Source organism: Paenibacillus solanacearum, from assembly GCF_910593845.1.
GTDB lineage: Bacteria > Bacillota > Bacilli > Paenibacillales > NBRC-103111 > Paenibacillus_G > Paenibacillus_G solanacearum.
On the sequence record NZ_CAJVAS010000034.1, the window covers coordinates 55101 to 69195 of the forward strand.

12 protein-coding genes and 1 pseudogene are annotated in these 14095 nt (G+C 49.7%); 10 read left to right on the forward strand and 3 right to left on the reverse strand.

The annotated features are described in order from the left end of the window. Positions 1 to 270: 270 nt before the first annotated feature. The 6 genes and pseudogenes from KXG62_RS25625 (at position 271) to KXG62_RS25655 (ending at position 7436) form a co-directional block, all read left to right on the forward strand. Positions 271 to 3405: a lamin tail domain-containing protein gene (locus KXG62_RS25625; protein WP_218094874.1), complete on the forward strand. Its 3135-nt coding sequence runs from the start codon at positions 271 to 273 to the stop codon at positions 3403 to 3405. Between the two features lie 156 nt (positions 3406 to 3561). Next, positions 3562 to 4677, forward strand: a complete 1116-nt coding sequence (locus tag KXG62_RS25630; protein WP_218094875.1) for a M14 family zinc carboxypeptidase — start codon at positions 3562 to 3564, stop codon at positions 4675 to 4677. Between the two features lie 16 nt (positions 4678 to 4693). Next, on the forward strand, positions 4694 to 4798 hold the full coding sequence (locus KXG62_RS25635) for an AraC family transcriptional regulator (RefSeq protein WP_246627643.1): 105 nt from the start codon (positions 4694 to 4696) through the stop codon (positions 4796 to 4798). Between the two features lie 172 nt (positions 4799 to 4970). Further along, positions 4971 to 5410, forward strand: a pseudogene (locus KXG62_RS25645) (FAD-dependent oxidoreductase). 84 nt (positions 5411 to 5494) lie between these two features. Further along, positions 5495 to 6847, forward strand: a complete 1353-nt coding sequence (locus KXG62_RS25650; protein WP_218094877.1) for an ABC transporter substrate-binding protein — start codon at positions 5495 to 5497, stop codon at positions 6845 to 6847. Positions 6848 to 7097: 250 nt separating this feature from the next. Next, positions 7098 to 7436, forward strand: coding sequence for a hypothetical protein (locus tag KXG62_RS25655; protein WP_218094878.1), 339 nt, complete (start codon positions 7098 to 7100; stop codon positions 7434 to 7436). Between the two features lie 204 nt (positions 7437 to 7640). Here KXG62_RS25655 and KXG62_RS25660 read toward each other — a convergent pair whose 3' ends face one another. After that, on the reverse strand, positions 7641 to 8528 hold the full coding sequence (locus tag KXG62_RS25660) for an AraC family transcriptional regulator (RefSeq protein ID WP_218094879.1): 888 nt from the start codon (positions 8526 to 8528) through the stop codon (positions 7641 to 7643). Between the two features lie 625 nt (positions 8529 to 9153). Between KXG62_RS25660 and KXG62_RS25665 the strand changes: the two genes are divergently transcribed. The 4 genes from KXG62_RS25665 to KXG62_RS34435 all read left to right on the forward strand — a co-directional run bounded on the left by KXG62_RS25665 (position 9154) and on the right by KXG62_RS34435 (position 12471). After that, positions 9154 to 9321, forward strand: a complete 168-nt coding sequence (locus KXG62_RS25665; protein WP_218094880.1) for a hypothetical protein — start codon at positions 9154 to 9156, stop codon at positions 9319 to 9321. A 208-nt stretch (positions 9322 to 9529) separates the two neighbouring features. Further along, the gene (locus KXG62_RS25670) at positions 9530 to 10843 is read left to right on the forward strand and encodes a sulfatase family protein (protein WP_218094881.1); all 1314 of its coding nucleotides are present in this window, start codon (positions 9530 to 9532) and stop codon (positions 10841 to 10843) included. A 134-nt stretch (positions 10844 to 10977) separates the two neighbouring features. Then, entirely contained in the window at positions 10978 to 12291 is a 1314-nt protein-coding gene (locus KXG62_RS25675) for an ABC transporter substrate-binding protein (protein ID WP_218094882.1), read from the forward strand. Between the two features lie 45 nt (positions 12292 to 12336). Continuing rightward, positions 12337 to 12471 carry a hypothetical protein gene (locus tag KXG62_RS34435; protein ID WP_281426992.1) on the forward strand — a complete coding sequence of 45 codons (135 nt, stop codon included), beginning with the start codon at positions 12337 to 12339 and terminating at the stop codon, positions 12469 to 12471. A 144-nt stretch (positions 12472 to 12615) separates the two neighbouring features. On the opposite strand, the gene KXG62_RS34720 is transcribed toward KXG62_RS34435, so the two are convergent. Together KXG62_RS34720 and KXG62_RS25685 are read right to left on the reverse strand one after the other, a co-directional pair. Then, positions 12616 to 12882, reverse strand: a complete 267-nt coding sequence (locus KXG62_RS34720) for an acyltransferase family protein (RefSeq protein ID WP_425517379.1) — start codon at positions 12880 to 12882, stop codon at positions 12616 to 12618. A gap of 261 nt (positions 12883 to 13143) precedes the next feature. Continuing rightward, on the reverse strand, positions 13144 to 13935 hold the full coding sequence (locus KXG62_RS25685; RefSeq protein ID WP_281426993.1) for an AraC family transcriptional regulator: 792 nt from the start codon (positions 13933 to 13935) through the stop codon (positions 13144 to 13146). Positions 13936 to 14095 lie beyond the last annotated feature (160 nt).

The window sequence follows — 14095 nt, forward strand, 5'->3', positions numbered from 1 at the left end:
GTGAAAGAATGTTCAAAGCCGGACATAAGGTTCGGCTTTGAACATTCTTTCATTGTATTCTATTTGTGGAGCATTCATTTTTACCTCAAAGCCCCGGACAATACGAGAGCATGAAAGCTTGGCTGGAATATATCTGGAATCAGGGGGACGACGAGTATTTATGGGATACCGGCGCTCATTTCCTGTTCGGCCAATCTGCATTGCGGAAATTCTAGGCAAGCAAGAGAATGCAGCCCGATACCGAAAGCTTTTATGATGAGGTGATAGAAAATGAAACTTTCTAAACATATTTGGTTTTTTGCTGCGGCATCCATTGTTTTTGCTGCAGCGGTTGTATGGATCGCTGCTACAGGGCTAGGAAACGGGAAAATTAACAACCCGACTAAAATGCCTGTGGTCATGATTACGGAAATAAGTCCGAGGACAGGCGTTGATGGTGTGTCAGGTATTCAGGCGAACGGCGATGCTTTCGGATTTATTGAGGTCTACAACAACAGTGCATCCATTCTGAAAATGAAAGGGTATCAACTTGTATTGCAAAACGGATCCAGCGAAAAAAGCGATTTGCGGCTTGTTTCGGATTTTGCGCTGAAGCCGGAGCAAACCGGAGTCGTCTGGATTCAGCCAGGATACAGCGAGCAGCTCAATTGGAAATTGAGCAAGCAAAGCTTTCGCGAGTTTTACAAGCTGAGCGCTGAGGATTTGCCGGATGAGCGAATTGCAATATGGTACGCGGAAGGGGAAGGGCTCGGGCTAAAGGGGCCGCAGACCGTCAGTCTGCGCACTATTGAGGGTGCGGAGGCAGTTCAGGCTGCCTACAATAACCCGATCCCAGAATCGATGACTGACACCCGAACCGGAAGAAGTATCGTCTATAGCTATCCTGAGGACAGCTCGAAAAAGATGCAGTATAAATCCGGCAATCAGCTGCCGACACCGGGAAAACTGCTCGACAATCAAATTCCGAACGGGAAGGAATTTCTGATTACTGAGCTGATGGTGAATTCGTCGTCCGATGTCGGGTCGCTGGATGTATATGCTTACGTGGAATTGTTTAACAAAGGAAGATCTTCCGCCGATTTGAAGGAATACCAGCTCGTCTACGAGACCTCGGAAGGCCAAAGCAAATCGTGGGATTTAAAGGAACATTTATGGATTAACGCCGGTCAGGCAGCCGTAATATGGCTGAAGCCTGAAGGAGAGGGAGTTGCGCAATTAACCAAGGCTGACTTCCGTAAGCATTTCGGCATTGCAGAATCTGCACTGTCAGACGAAAGCGTGTACGAGCTTCAGCTGGCGGGCACCGGCTTGGAGGGTGACAAAGTCCGCGCGAGAATCGCTCTTGACCGCGATGGCAGCGGGGAGCGAGTGGCTGTCGCAGAGTATAACCCGAATCGAGCGGGAGAAGATACCGGGGCAAAAGGGAAAAGCATCAAGTTTTCATATCCCTTTGCTTCGGACGATCCGGTGCTGATGCGAAGGTTGGGCGGCAATCAGAAGCCAGACCCGGGCATTGTCGACGCTAAGCGGCAAATACCTGGAAACACGCAGCTCGGCTACTACTTTTACTACGGCCATCTGCATGCGCATACGGCGTTTTCGCTTGATTACCAAGGGCTAAAGACAGAAACGCCGCAGATTGCGTACGAGTACGCGCGAGATAAGGGGAAGGCTGACTTTTTGGCGGTTTCCGACCATACAAATCCTCCGTATAAGGATGCATTGCCGGGCGGCAAGCAGAGATGGGTGGAAACGCTGCGCATGGCAGACTTGATAAACGACGACGACAAATTTGTTGCAATCCCCTCCTTCGAAATCTCCTGGGGATCCTCGAACGGCAGATACGGGCATATGAATTCGTTCGTAGTTGATAACTGGGCATCACCGAACGATTATTCGCTAAAAACCTTTTATGATTGGCTGAAATCACCAAAAAATTCGCGCTCGATAGCGCAATTTAACCATCCGTCAAAAGTGTTTGGCGAATTTAACGATTTCGATCTTTTAGATGCTGCCATGGATGAGCATATACAGCTTTTGGAGGTCGATACGAACAACCATTATTTGAATTATATCCGAGCGTTGGACAAGGGCTGGCATATCGGCCCGACGAATAACCAGGACAACCACTCGCGCAACTGGATCACAGCGGATCAAACGCGTACGGTAGTTATTGCTCCGCGAAAAACACGACAGGACATATATGAGGCGTTTCGCCAGCGGAGAACGCTTTCCACACAGGATGCCAACGCACAAGTGATGTATACGGTGAACGGACAATTAATGGGGAGTATTCTTGATGCCCCGAAGGAGCTCCGTATTCATCTCGACATGTATGATCCTGATCCGAAGGATTATTTTAAAACGATCGAAATAATCAGCAACTCGGGGTTAAAAATTGCTTCTTGGGAAGGTGAACCGTCCAACAGTGTAGTATGGGATATCACCGTCCCGGCTGAGCACGATTACTATTTCGCTAGAATCATGCAAGCGGATGGACATCGCATTGTAACAGCGCCGGTCTGGGCGGGAGGCGCAGCAACAGGCAAAAGCTATCGAATTCCAAAGATTGAATATACACGAGGATCGCAAATTTCGGTTGGCGCTACAGTTGAAAACCCCGGAGACTCTCCGCTAGAAGGTGTTCAGGTGCTCTTTTATAAAGACGAGCTGCTGCCGGAAAATAAAATTGGGGAAGCATTGCTGCAAACTATTCCTGTAAAGGGGAGCGCTAAAGCGGTTATGTCTAATTGGACTCCGCCATCGGCAGGGGGATACAAATTATTGGCGGAAGCGGTCATACCGACTGGCTCAACCAAACGCCATATTATTGGGTATACGGAAGTACCCGAGCTTATCATAACAGAGGTAGTGGCGAGCAACGGCGCTCCGGCCGGATCGACGGATCCATTCGAATTCATCGAACTTTACAACAATTCGTATACTCCGGTAGATTTGAGCGGTCATAAAATACGCCATTATTCAGGAGCAGGGCCAACTTTATATGAGGATTGGGGCCTCAACCCCGGCCGCGTAATTGCTCCGGGAGAATCGCTTGTCCTTTGGTTAAAAACGGAGGCAGCCAAGTCGAAAACATTGGCGGATTTCAACGATAAATACAATACGAAATTAGGCGATTCGCAGGTTATGGAAATAGCAGCCGGGAAAGGGCTAAACAATAATAATATTAATCGATTATTATTTGTTCTGAAAAGCGATGATACACAGATCAGTTATGTCATTACGAATAAGAAAAGCAATGGGGATGATAAGAAGCCGGATAAAGCCTTTACGTTCGAGTATCCCCAAACCGGTACAATTGAGGGCGTAGCGCGTGAACCTCTGCAAACACCAACACCCGGCACAATTGTTGACGGCCAAATAGCCGGAGCTGTGTTGCCCTAATCACACTTTAGTGGAGAGTCGGCTTGGACCATGGCAGGGGATCTACCATTCACAGCAAGAAATAGTTGCGATCTTATATGAAGGGTCAAGGAAAATCTTTGCACAGCAAGGCTCGGCGAATGCCGAGAGTCTATATAATCGGGAGGAATGGAGCTTATGGACAATATCATCATTGATTGCCGACACGCCGGGGGGAACATCAAAGTCACGACTGTAGATGGGAATCGCGTACGGTTGGAGCAAGATCTCCGCGATACTTCGAAGTGGTGGTTTTATTGGAATTTTTCCGCGAGATCCCGTCAGTCGCAAACGGTCGTATTCGAATTCACGAATAAAGAAGTGGTCGGTCCCTGGGGACCGGCCATAAGCCGCGATGGAGTCAATTGGGATTGGTTGGGAAGCGATTCTTTGATTTCCCGAGAATCGTTTTCTTACGATTTTCGCGAGGAGGATGAGAAAATCTTCTTCAGTTTTTCCATGCCGTACCAATTGCACCATTTTGAAAGCTTTTATTCGCGATTTGAAAGTCATCCGCAGGTTCGCAGAAAAGTTCTGACCATCTCCGAACAGCTGCGTCCCGTGCCGCTCCTGTTGGCGGGAAACGGCGCACATGACAGGCACATTGTGTTTACTTGCAGGCATCACGCCTGCGAATCTACACCGTCTTATTTGCTGGAAGGATTGCTCGGATATTATCTTGAACAGCCGAAATCGACCGTGCTGGACAATTATTTGATCCATTATGTTCCTTTTGTCGATATCGACGGGGTGGAGAACGGGGACCAGGGCAAGAATAGAGCGCCTCATGACCATAATCGGGATTATATTGATTCCCCCATCTACCGTTCAACAGCGGCGATTGTAAATTATGTCGAGCCCCTACGTCTGTTGGTCGGAATCGATTTTCACGGGCCTAACAAGTGGGGGGGGCGAAACGATGTTCCTTTCTTTGCAAAATGCTACCCACCCATTAAAGAGGAAACTGATATATTGTGCGAGCAATTGAAGATATTGACAATGAACCTTTCTCACGCCGATGACATCGTCTACGATCCGATTCACGATGTAGAGATGGGGGTCGCATTCAACCAGCCCCATGGGAGAAGCTGCAGCGCATTTTTTGAAAGACAGCAAGCCAAGCTTGTCAGCATAGTTGAATTTCCTTACTTTGGAACACACCATACAGCATTTACGCAGCAAAATTGCCGCAAATTCGGTGCCCGTTTCGCCCAGGCGCTGGAAAGCTACTTAATACTGCAACTGGATCAATAAATGGACGCTTGATGAAATTGCCAAACGCAGCGGATATGACAACGGCTTTTACCTAAGCCGGGTGTTCTCGGATTATATGAATATGAGTCCATCCGCTTACCGGCAACATCATTGTGTATAAATCAAAACAAAGTATATGAAATTTCGGAATTTTCTGTATGTTCAATTGATTGCCGCCATTATATGCTGAACCAGATGTACAGAATCAACACAGTGAGGTGGAGGGTGCGGATGATATAGACGACATATTGGAAACCGATGTGCTTGTTGTTGGCGGAGGCACGGCTGGAGTGATGGCAGCCATCGGCGCAGCCGATGAAGCCGCTGACGACGTTCTGGTAGAACGCGATAATATGTTAGGCGGAGTCGGGGTTTGCGCCGGAGTTCATGTTTGTACTACGGCAGTCTCGGAGGCATTCAGAATCGTGTCGGCCGGCAGGTTCGCGAGCTGAGCAAGCTGATGTCAGGTAAAGGCAACGGATTTCATCCCGAATGCAAGGGACTGGTGCTGACCGATTACATGGAGCGTCTAGGCATTCGCATCGTCTACGACGCAGTGGTCGCTCAAGTGTGCATGGACAGAAACGAAGTGTATGGTGCATTAGATGAGACGGCGACTGGCCAGCTTGAGGTGAAGGCGAAGGTTGCGATTGATTCTACCGAGGATGGAGACATCGCTTATTGGGTTGGGTTGATTCGACCGATGTCAGAGATATTCCGCGCGCTTATGTAACCGGGCGCAATGAAGAAGCGGTTGTGAGCAAGGGGATTCGATCCTAACATTATTGGACCTAACATTATTGGAAGAGGTGTATGTATGATATTCCTGTTGAAGAGATCCGCCTTATTGCTGCTTGTTTCCGCTGCGGCACTTGCCGGCTGCAACTCGGGAGATTCGAACGGCCAGAAGGACGGTGCCGAACCACAAGGCGGCCAGCAAGCCCTCGTCGACAAGCCGGTTGTCTCTACCGAACCGGTTACGCTTGAGCTGTATGCTTATGTAGCGAGAATGACCGAAGACAATTTCCAGAATGTGATCGTCAAGCAAGTGCAGAAGAAATACCCTCACATCTCGGTGAATCTGTCCTTCGGAGGCAGAGGGGACTTGGAGAAGCGGATTGCCGCCGGTACGGTTCCCGATATTATATTTACGGCCAACAATATTTATCCGGCGGTCAAGATGCTCGATATTCCGTTCGATATGACCAGCTCGATCAAGAAATTTGGCATCGATCTGAGCAAATTCGACAAGGAGGCGGTTGCCACCATTCGCGACATGGAGGCCGACAAATCCATGTATGCGGTTCCGTTCAGCCTGAATGCGGGAGCGCTGTTCTACAACAAGGACATGTTCGACCGGTTTGGGGTTCCTTATCCGTCCGATGGGATGACTTGGGATCAGGTTATTGATATCTCCCGCACCATGACCAAGCAGGTAGACGGTGTGCAATATGTCGGCTGGGACGCCGGCATGCCGGATGCTATTGCCGCGCCGTTCGGCGTCTCCCTGGTCGATCCGAAGACGTTCAAATCAACATTCAACAGTCCTGCCTATAAGAAGGTGTTCGAGTTGCAGAAGGCGGCTTGGGATATGCCCGGATATCTGGGCCAGAAGGGCACCGATACCCGATTCAGCATAGCGGCGTTCATCGGGCAGAAGAGAGTCGGCATGGACGCGGAATGGGTCAGCGAACTCCTGCTTCCGCTTGCCGATGCGGAAGCCAATGGAGACGCCCCGAATTGGGATATTGCGACACTTCCGAACTTTGCCGAGCATGCGGGGAAAGGACGGGATTTACATGCCGGCTTCCTGCTTATATCCAAACAAAGCAAGTATAAGGATCAGGCCATGCAGCTTATCGAAGTGGTCACTTCCAAGGAAGCTCAGCTTTATATGAGCAGAAATGGACGCATGGCGGCATTGAACGACCCCCAGGTAATCAAGGAGTTCGGTCAAGATGTCCCGGCCCTCAGGAACAAGAAGGTTGAAAACATATTCAAATATCCGCAGTCACCTGCATATGTGTATACCATATATGATAACGATATATTGTCGATTGTGCGGGGTATCGACAAGGAAATTGCAGTGAACAACAAGGACGTCAACACTGCGCTTAGAGAGGCTCAGGAGAAAGCGGACAAGATGCTGGACATGCTGACGAACAAATAAGGAAAGCGCTGCCAGCCGCGGGTAACCTCGGAAGCGAGCTGTTTTCGCGCTTGTCCTGGCTCTGGCGATTTTGACGCGCAACGAAAGACAGGCATCTGGCGAACTGAACAGCGGCAATAAAGCATGATTGTTAAGGACAAATTGATAGTTTAAGTTTATTCGCGGGGAATCGTACCACAGATTTTGAAGTTAAAAAAAACGAATCGAATCGCTTTACAAAGCGTCTCCAACAGATGGGTGTGTAATTTGTGTGGACAAATTTGGGCATCTTTCGCTGCAACCCTACCGTGGGAAAGGCTGGTTTCAACAACGCCGCCCAAACCGATTACGTGCCACTTATACCCGTCCCCATGGTGTTCGCCATTTACTTGCTGCGCTCGATCTAAAAACGAACAAACTATACGGCCATGCTTCTAAAACGAAGAAACATGCGGATATTTTTCGTTTCTTCAACGTGCTTCGCGGCCGCTTCCATCGCTCGGAAAGACTCTACATCATTCTCGATAATATTCACACCGACGTATGCCTCATGGCTAAATCGCATCGAATGTCACTTTGCTCCGCTCCGGAAATTTGTATTGGAAGGTAGCGACTTCAGTGCACATAGGGACCTCGCCTCATCCCTTCAAGCCTATTTACGCTGGAGGAATAAAAACAAGCGCCATGCAGCTATCTTACGTGAGCAAAACAAGATCAACTAGGACGGATTATTCGAACATCAAAGAAAAAGCAGAACAGGGTCCAATTCCGGCCCCGTCTCCCACTTGCAGGCCAGTCCATGCGCCGGTGCTATTCAGCCGTTCCCTCTCCCGTTAGTGGACGGCTGCCGCTTTTTGCGGAATTCGGAGGGGGTGCAGGCATTGTATCTTTTGAAGATTCGGATGAACTGTGCCACATGGGGGAAGCCCGAACGGACCCCGATTTCGGCAACACCGAGCGGCTCAGTCAGCAGAAGATGCTCGGCCTTCTTGATTCGTCTCAAATGCAGGTAATCGACAAACGACATGCCCATGCACTGTTGGAAATATTTTATAAAATAGTGATACTCCAGATGAACCAGATGCAGCACATCGTGAATGCGGACCGGATGGACATATTCGTTCTCTACGTAATCAAGCACCGGCTTTAGCCGCTGCCAGTCGGCCGGCGACATCGGCACATTTGTGGCCGTATGGCGGATGATCAGCACGAGCATCTGCTTAAACGCCCCGCTGATGGCGAGCTCGTAGCCGGGCTCCATCCGGCAGGCCTCTTCATAAATACTTGTAAGCAAACGAATCATCGCTTCCTTCACGCTGGGGTAGGTGTCAAGGACCTCGTTCAGCTGATCCAACGGCTCCGATAATTCCAGCAGGACTGGAGCATGATCCTTGGCGTAGGTATCCAGCTGGGAAACGATATCGAATTGCAGCACGATTTGTTTGACCGGCTGCAGCCGCTTCGTGCGGTGTAAGCGGGACGATCCGATGATCAGCAAATCCCCTTCCTTCAGCTCATATACACAATCCTTCGTTTCCACCTCCATCGAGCCCTCGGTCAGAAGTAGTAGCTCCACTTCCTTATGGTAATGCCAAGGGTTCCAGGACGAGGGGGGGAGGGATGAGAAGTTAATGTCCCATATTTTGTATCGTAGCAGGGGGTGATGATAATCGACATGTTCATTTCGAACCGGATAATCCATACGATTCCTCCCATCTATTTCGAAGGCGCTTTCAACCAATTATAACATACCGTGCTACGGGGGAAACCCGGCAATGACAGTTTTGTATCATTATTTGACAGTTCTGTGGCTGGTTCCTCATTCCTGATCACCATACAATAGAATATATAAGAAAAAGCGCTTTCAAACAGTTATAAGTGGAAAGATACGGCTCGGGCCAAAGCCGCGAAATCTCAAGTAAGCAGTGGAGTGAGGTGCTGTTCAAGCTGAGCTCCAGTCCGCTACCGCCTCCTCGATATACGGGAATCAGATCCTGATCATTATCCAGTCGTCCAAGGCCAAGCTTACCGAAGGGCAGCAAGAATACGAACACACAATTCTAAAGAACTTCAGGACAAGGCGGACAATGTGTGAGAAGCCTCTGGCAATGGATGACCGGGAAGCTGCGGAGATGATCGTCAGAATGGAGCAGTTTGGACTTACGAGGCATTCCCTGAGGCACTCGTCACCGGCCGGATCGGCGATATGCCGACTGGGCATGACGGAGTGGCAGGCACCCGGATCGCCCGTTCGGCAAAAGAGGAACTCATTCGCTGCCGCAACGGGTCACTTATCCCGGAAGGGTGAAGAAGGGCATTAGACCCGGGTGATGCAGCGTCACGGTGGAGCAGGACAGGCTGTCATCTCCACCTATATCGAGGAAATGCGGGTCAAATTCGTCATGGTGGCCGTGCCCTTGACCGAGTACGACAACTACGTCGGTACGCTGAAGAGTATGGGTTCCGACGAATACACGGGCATTCCGTTCGCGTAGCGGACGTCTTTTTCACCACACTCTTAATAAGGATGTTCCTTCCTTTATTTGTGACAGGTATTCTCCGGTCTTTAAGAAGAAATCTATTGGGGAGAGAGAACACGAGTGATTAGTCAAAAAACCTTTGTATGACTAGCGGCACTGACTGCTTTGAAGCAGAATGACATCAATTTCAAGAGAAAACGAACGTATAAGGAGCGCTGAAACCATGAATATCGTTTATTTCCACACGCATGATACCGGGAGATACATCCAGCCTTACGGGTATGCTGTACCTACCCCTCATTTGCAAAGTTTCGCCGAAGAAGCGGCGCTGTTCCGCCAAGCGTTCTGCGTCGGTCCAACCTGCTCGCCAAGCCGCAGCGGCCTGCTTACCGGGATGGCTCCGCATTCGAACGGGATGCTCGGTCTCGCCCACCGCGGCTTCCGGCTGAACGACTGCTCGCAGCACCTTGCTTCGTTCCTTGCCCGGAACGGATATGAAACCGCGCTCAGCGGCGTACAGCACGAGAATCACGGTGCGGGAGCGGTCAGCGAGCTTGGCTACAAGCAAAATCTCAATATTTTGAACGAAGCGCGTGGAGGCGAAGTGCGCGATTTGCAGACGGCCCGGCTGGCTGCCGAGTTCATCGGCAAGCAGGGGGATGCGCCGTTCTTCTTGACCGTCGGCTTGCATAACACGCACCGCGCGGAATTCGATTTCCCGCAGACAAGCCGTCCGGTCGATTCCCGGTACGTCATGCCTCCGCATCCGATGTATGACACGGCAGCCAACCGCAAGGATATCGCCGGATTTATCGCTTCGGCTGCGGTTGTCGACGAGTGCTTCGGCATTGTGCGGCAGGCCATCAAGGACGCCGGAAAATGGGACGACACGATACTCATCTTTACGACCGACCATGGCATCCCTTTCCCCCGAATGAAATGTTATTTGTACGATACGGGCATCGGAGTATCGCTTATGATGCGTGTCCCGGGCAAGGCCGAAGGTCAAGCCATCGACGCGATCGTCTCTCAGATCGATCTGTTTCCGACATTGTGCGAGATAGCCGGAATTGCCCAACCGGACTGGCTGCAAGGCTGCTCGCTTGTGCCGCTGCTAGACGGCAGCGCCTCCGAAGTTCGCAGCGAACTATTCTCCGAGGTGACGTATCACGCCGCTTACGAGCCTATGCGCTGCGTGCGGACGGAACGCTACAAATTGATCCGCTTTTACGACGATCACGATCAGATTGTCATGTCAAATATGGACAACGGCTTGAGCAAACAGTTCCTGATGCAGCACGGCATTCGCGAGCGCAACCGGTCTAAAGACATGCTATTCGACCTGTATCTCGATCCTGTAGAACGCGAGAACATGATCGACGACCCCACCTATGCCAGCATTGCCGCCGATCTGGCCGAGCGGCTGGAAAGCTGGATGCGGCGTACGGACGATCCACTGCTCGCGGGTCCGGTACCGGCACCTGAAGGAACGCGTGTCAACCCGCTCGGCAGCTTGCACCCGAACAACTTCGAGTAACTATTTCGAACCGGCTGATAATAACTTTGCTTTCAACAGATGCTCTGATGGGCATAAAACACTCCCTAGAAGAGGATTGTCGCACCACGATAACGTCTAATAGAGTTGACATATAGACAATGGAGGGTCCCACAATGAAACGAATGAAGATAGTCCATACAGGCATTCTCGCAGCAGTGCTGCTGGTGAGTGGCTGCTCCGGTCAAACAAACAACAAATCAGAAGCCGGCGGAACGGATACTAACTCTGCAAGTGTCAGCACCGAGCCTGTCACGCTGAAACTCTTCGTATCTTACGGCGGCTTTACCGACGTGGAATTCGATTCCTACTTCACCCAGAAGGTCATGAAGAAATTCCCTCATATTACCGTTGAGAAGGTTACCGGCAAACTTGCAGATCTCATAACGGCAGGCGATGTCCCGGATCTAATTATGTCCGGTTTACCGGGTATCCCGGCATTGCAGGAGTTCAAGATTACGGAAGATCTCAATCCGTATATCAAAAAGTTCGGAACGAATATAGCAAATTTCGACCCGACGCTGACGGAACAAATCAAAAAATTCAGCGACAATGGCGAATTCATAGCGCTTCCTTTCCGTATGAATGTACCTGGTTTGTTCTATAACAAAGATATTTTCGATAAATTCGGAATCCCTTATCCGAAGGATGGTATGACCTGGGAGGAGACCGTCAGCTTGTCGCGTCAGCTGACGCGCAGTGACGGGGATACGCAATATCTTGGAATGTCAACCGGGGGGGCCGACCGAATGGCTATGGGACTTACACTCCCCTATGTGGACAAGAAAACGAACCAGGCTAACTTGCTCACCGACGGATGGCAGCGAGTTCTTAACCAGTTCATAGCGATTCACTCCATCCCGGGCTATGTGAATGACGGTAAGTTTGCAGACGTAAACGCAATGTTTCTGAAAGAGAAAGTAGTCGGAATGGCTGCCTATTGGAACGCTGGCATGATCGGGAATATCGAGCAAATGCAAAAAGACGGAACTACGTTTAACTGGGACCTGGTGACGCTGCCTACATTTGACAAAGGGCGCGGATTTGCGTGGCAGGCTGAGGCACATAATCTGCTCATCTCGTCCACAAGCAAACATAAGGATCAAGCTTATCAAGTCATATCCTATATCGCCGGCGACGAGGTGCAGAAGTTCTTCAATAAGAAGGGGAGTATGACCGTGTTGAAGAAGACGGAGGAGGCGAAGAAAGATTACGGCTCGGAGCTCGATTTCATGCAAGGAAAGAATTTGAACGCTTTCTTCACCTTCCAACCCGGAGTGCATGAGCATACGAAATTCGATCAGAAGGGCCGCGGCTTGATTAACGATGCTTCGAAAGAAGTGATGCTGAAAGGTGTCGATGTCAATACCGCCCTGCGATCTGCGCAAGAAAAGCTGAACCAGTATATTCAGGAACAGACAGTCAAATAAATACAAAGGAGCCGTCGCGCCTGCCTACCGCTGAAGGCGGGCTAGATGTCCACTCCCTCGAAAGCGCTTCCGGTGAGCAAGTACGATTCCTTCGCGGATGGTTATATGTCTAATGCCATCGTCCTAGTCGTCAAAGAGGAGAAAGATATCAATTCGGAGCTGAGAGAAGCGGAAGAATAAAATTCCAAAAAACATTGAAACGAACCGGCATAAATAACTCGGCAATGAAATGGAAGTAGAGTCATCCGAGGATAAACCACAGATGTGCGGGGGAAATACCGCCTGCATATTGGGACCCATCGGAAATATCGGTAAAATAACGATTTAAGAAATACGAGGTAGCTTTCTTCTTCGTGTAGGTGAAATTTCCTGCGAAGGGACGATGATCAAAGTGCCAACAACAAGCGGGATCAATAATCGCAGGAAGCGCTCCTTAACAAAATGGGCTCCTGTCCTCCTCTGAAGCGCATAGAAGCTCGACATACCGGCTAGAAGAAAAAGCAGCGGCATAAACCAGAAAGAGGAATGAAACGAATGAGATTCTTGAGTTAGGGTCTCAAACCGAAAAATATGCGTTATCGACAGGCTCATGGCTGAATAGTTTGAAGCAAAATTACCCAGGAGATGGCAAGGGATATTAAGATCATGCTGTCGGCTGGGCAGGGAAGGACGAACGTCCGTTTGTTCTTGAGACAGGCCGGCAACTGGAATTTCCGCAAAGTGTTGGGCACCAACCAACCGGGGGTTACCGCGCGGCGATGACGCTGCTCAATTCGTCGGAGAAAGATATCTTGTTCGGCTGAACGGAATTTACGAGGCCTTCACTCCATCTTACGGAGGGAAGGCCCTCTTTTACTGGTATCTGTATTGCTTCGGGGTCATGCCGATATGTTTTTTGAACACTTGGCAAAAATAGGCGAAGTTCGGCCATCCGGATTGCTGGCCGATTTCCTGAACGGTTTGTGTCGTCGTTTTCAACAGCAGGCAGGCTTGCTTCAATCTTCTGACCGTCAAAAATTCGGTGATCGTTTTGCCGGTAACCTTATGAAACAAAAAAGAAACATGATTCGGCGATAAATGCACGGCTTGTGATAATGACTCAAGTTGAAATTCGTTAAAGTAATTTTCATCGATCCAGTTCATGATCTGCACGACTACGGGGGAGAACGTATGCGACGAGTGCTTCGATGGTTCGGAGTTCTCCCACAGAGGCTGCAGGTAATGAAACAACGAGACGAGGAACAGGGCTTTGCCCTCCATCCGGTCGGGAAGCGGATACGATCGACGCCGCTCATAGCTTTCCTTGAGAAACCGTTCCAACTGAGCGGAATGGGGCAGCTGTTGAACTTGCAAAATCGAGGGATCTTTCCATAAATCGTTATGAAACTTACATATGGTGGGAAACATTTTCAAATATGCCGATAAATAATGGGGCTCATATTTGATCAGCGACCGCACATACGGCTGTTCCGGTCCGATGTTCATTTGCAGATAGTGCGGTTGAAAGGGCTTAATAAACAGAAGAGCGCCAGGTTTGATTTCAAAAATACGGTGCTCGATAATGATCCGCCCTACTCCTTCATGAATGTAAATCATCTCCACGCCCGGATGGAAATGAAACAGCTCCTGGAAACTGGACGACACATCACGGCAAATATCGAATATAATAAGGCTGCTCTTTAGAAGTGTGGTGAAAAATCAGTTTTTGGCATTGTCTTTCTGACGAGCCAGTTAAAGAAAAACATTGAAATGTGTAAAAGCCAAGCAAGTTGAAGGATACGCTGTGCCTGTGAAGTTTACATTA

Excerpts from the sequence above, each read along its gene's own strand:
- KXG62_RS25630 (WP_218094875.1), top strand. The coding sequence starts at position 3,562 with ATGGACAATATCATCATTGATTGCCGACACGCCGGGGGGAACATCAAA.
- KXG62_RS34720 (WP_425517379.1), bottom strand. The coding sequence starts at position 12,882 with ATGAGCCTGTCGATAACGCATATTTTTCGGTTTGAGACCCTAACTCAA.
- KXG62_RS25675 (WP_218094882.1), top strand. The coding sequence starts at position 10,978 with ATGAAACGAATGAAGATAGTCCATACAGGCATTCTCGCAGCAGTGCTG.
- KXG62_RS25660 (WP_218094879.1), bottom strand. The coding sequence starts at position 8,528 with ATGGATTATCCGGTTCGAAATGAACATGTCGATTATCATCACCCCCTG.
- KXG62_RS25625 (WP_218094874.1), top strand. The coding sequence starts at position 271 with ATGAAACTTTCTAAACATATTTGGTTTTTTGCTGCGGCATCCATTGTT.
- KXG62_RS25670 (WP_218094881.1), top strand. The coding sequence starts at position 9,530 with ATGAATATCGTTTATTTCCACACGCATGATACCGGGAGATACATCCAG.
- KXG62_RS34435 (WP_281426992.1), top strand. The coding sequence starts at position 12,337 with ATGTCCACTCCCTCGAAAGCGCTTCCGGTGAGCAAGTACGATTCCTTC.
- KXG62_RS25650 (WP_218094877.1), top strand. The coding sequence starts at position 5,495 with ATGATATTCCTGTTGAAGAGATCCGCCTTATTGCTGCTTGTTTCCGCT.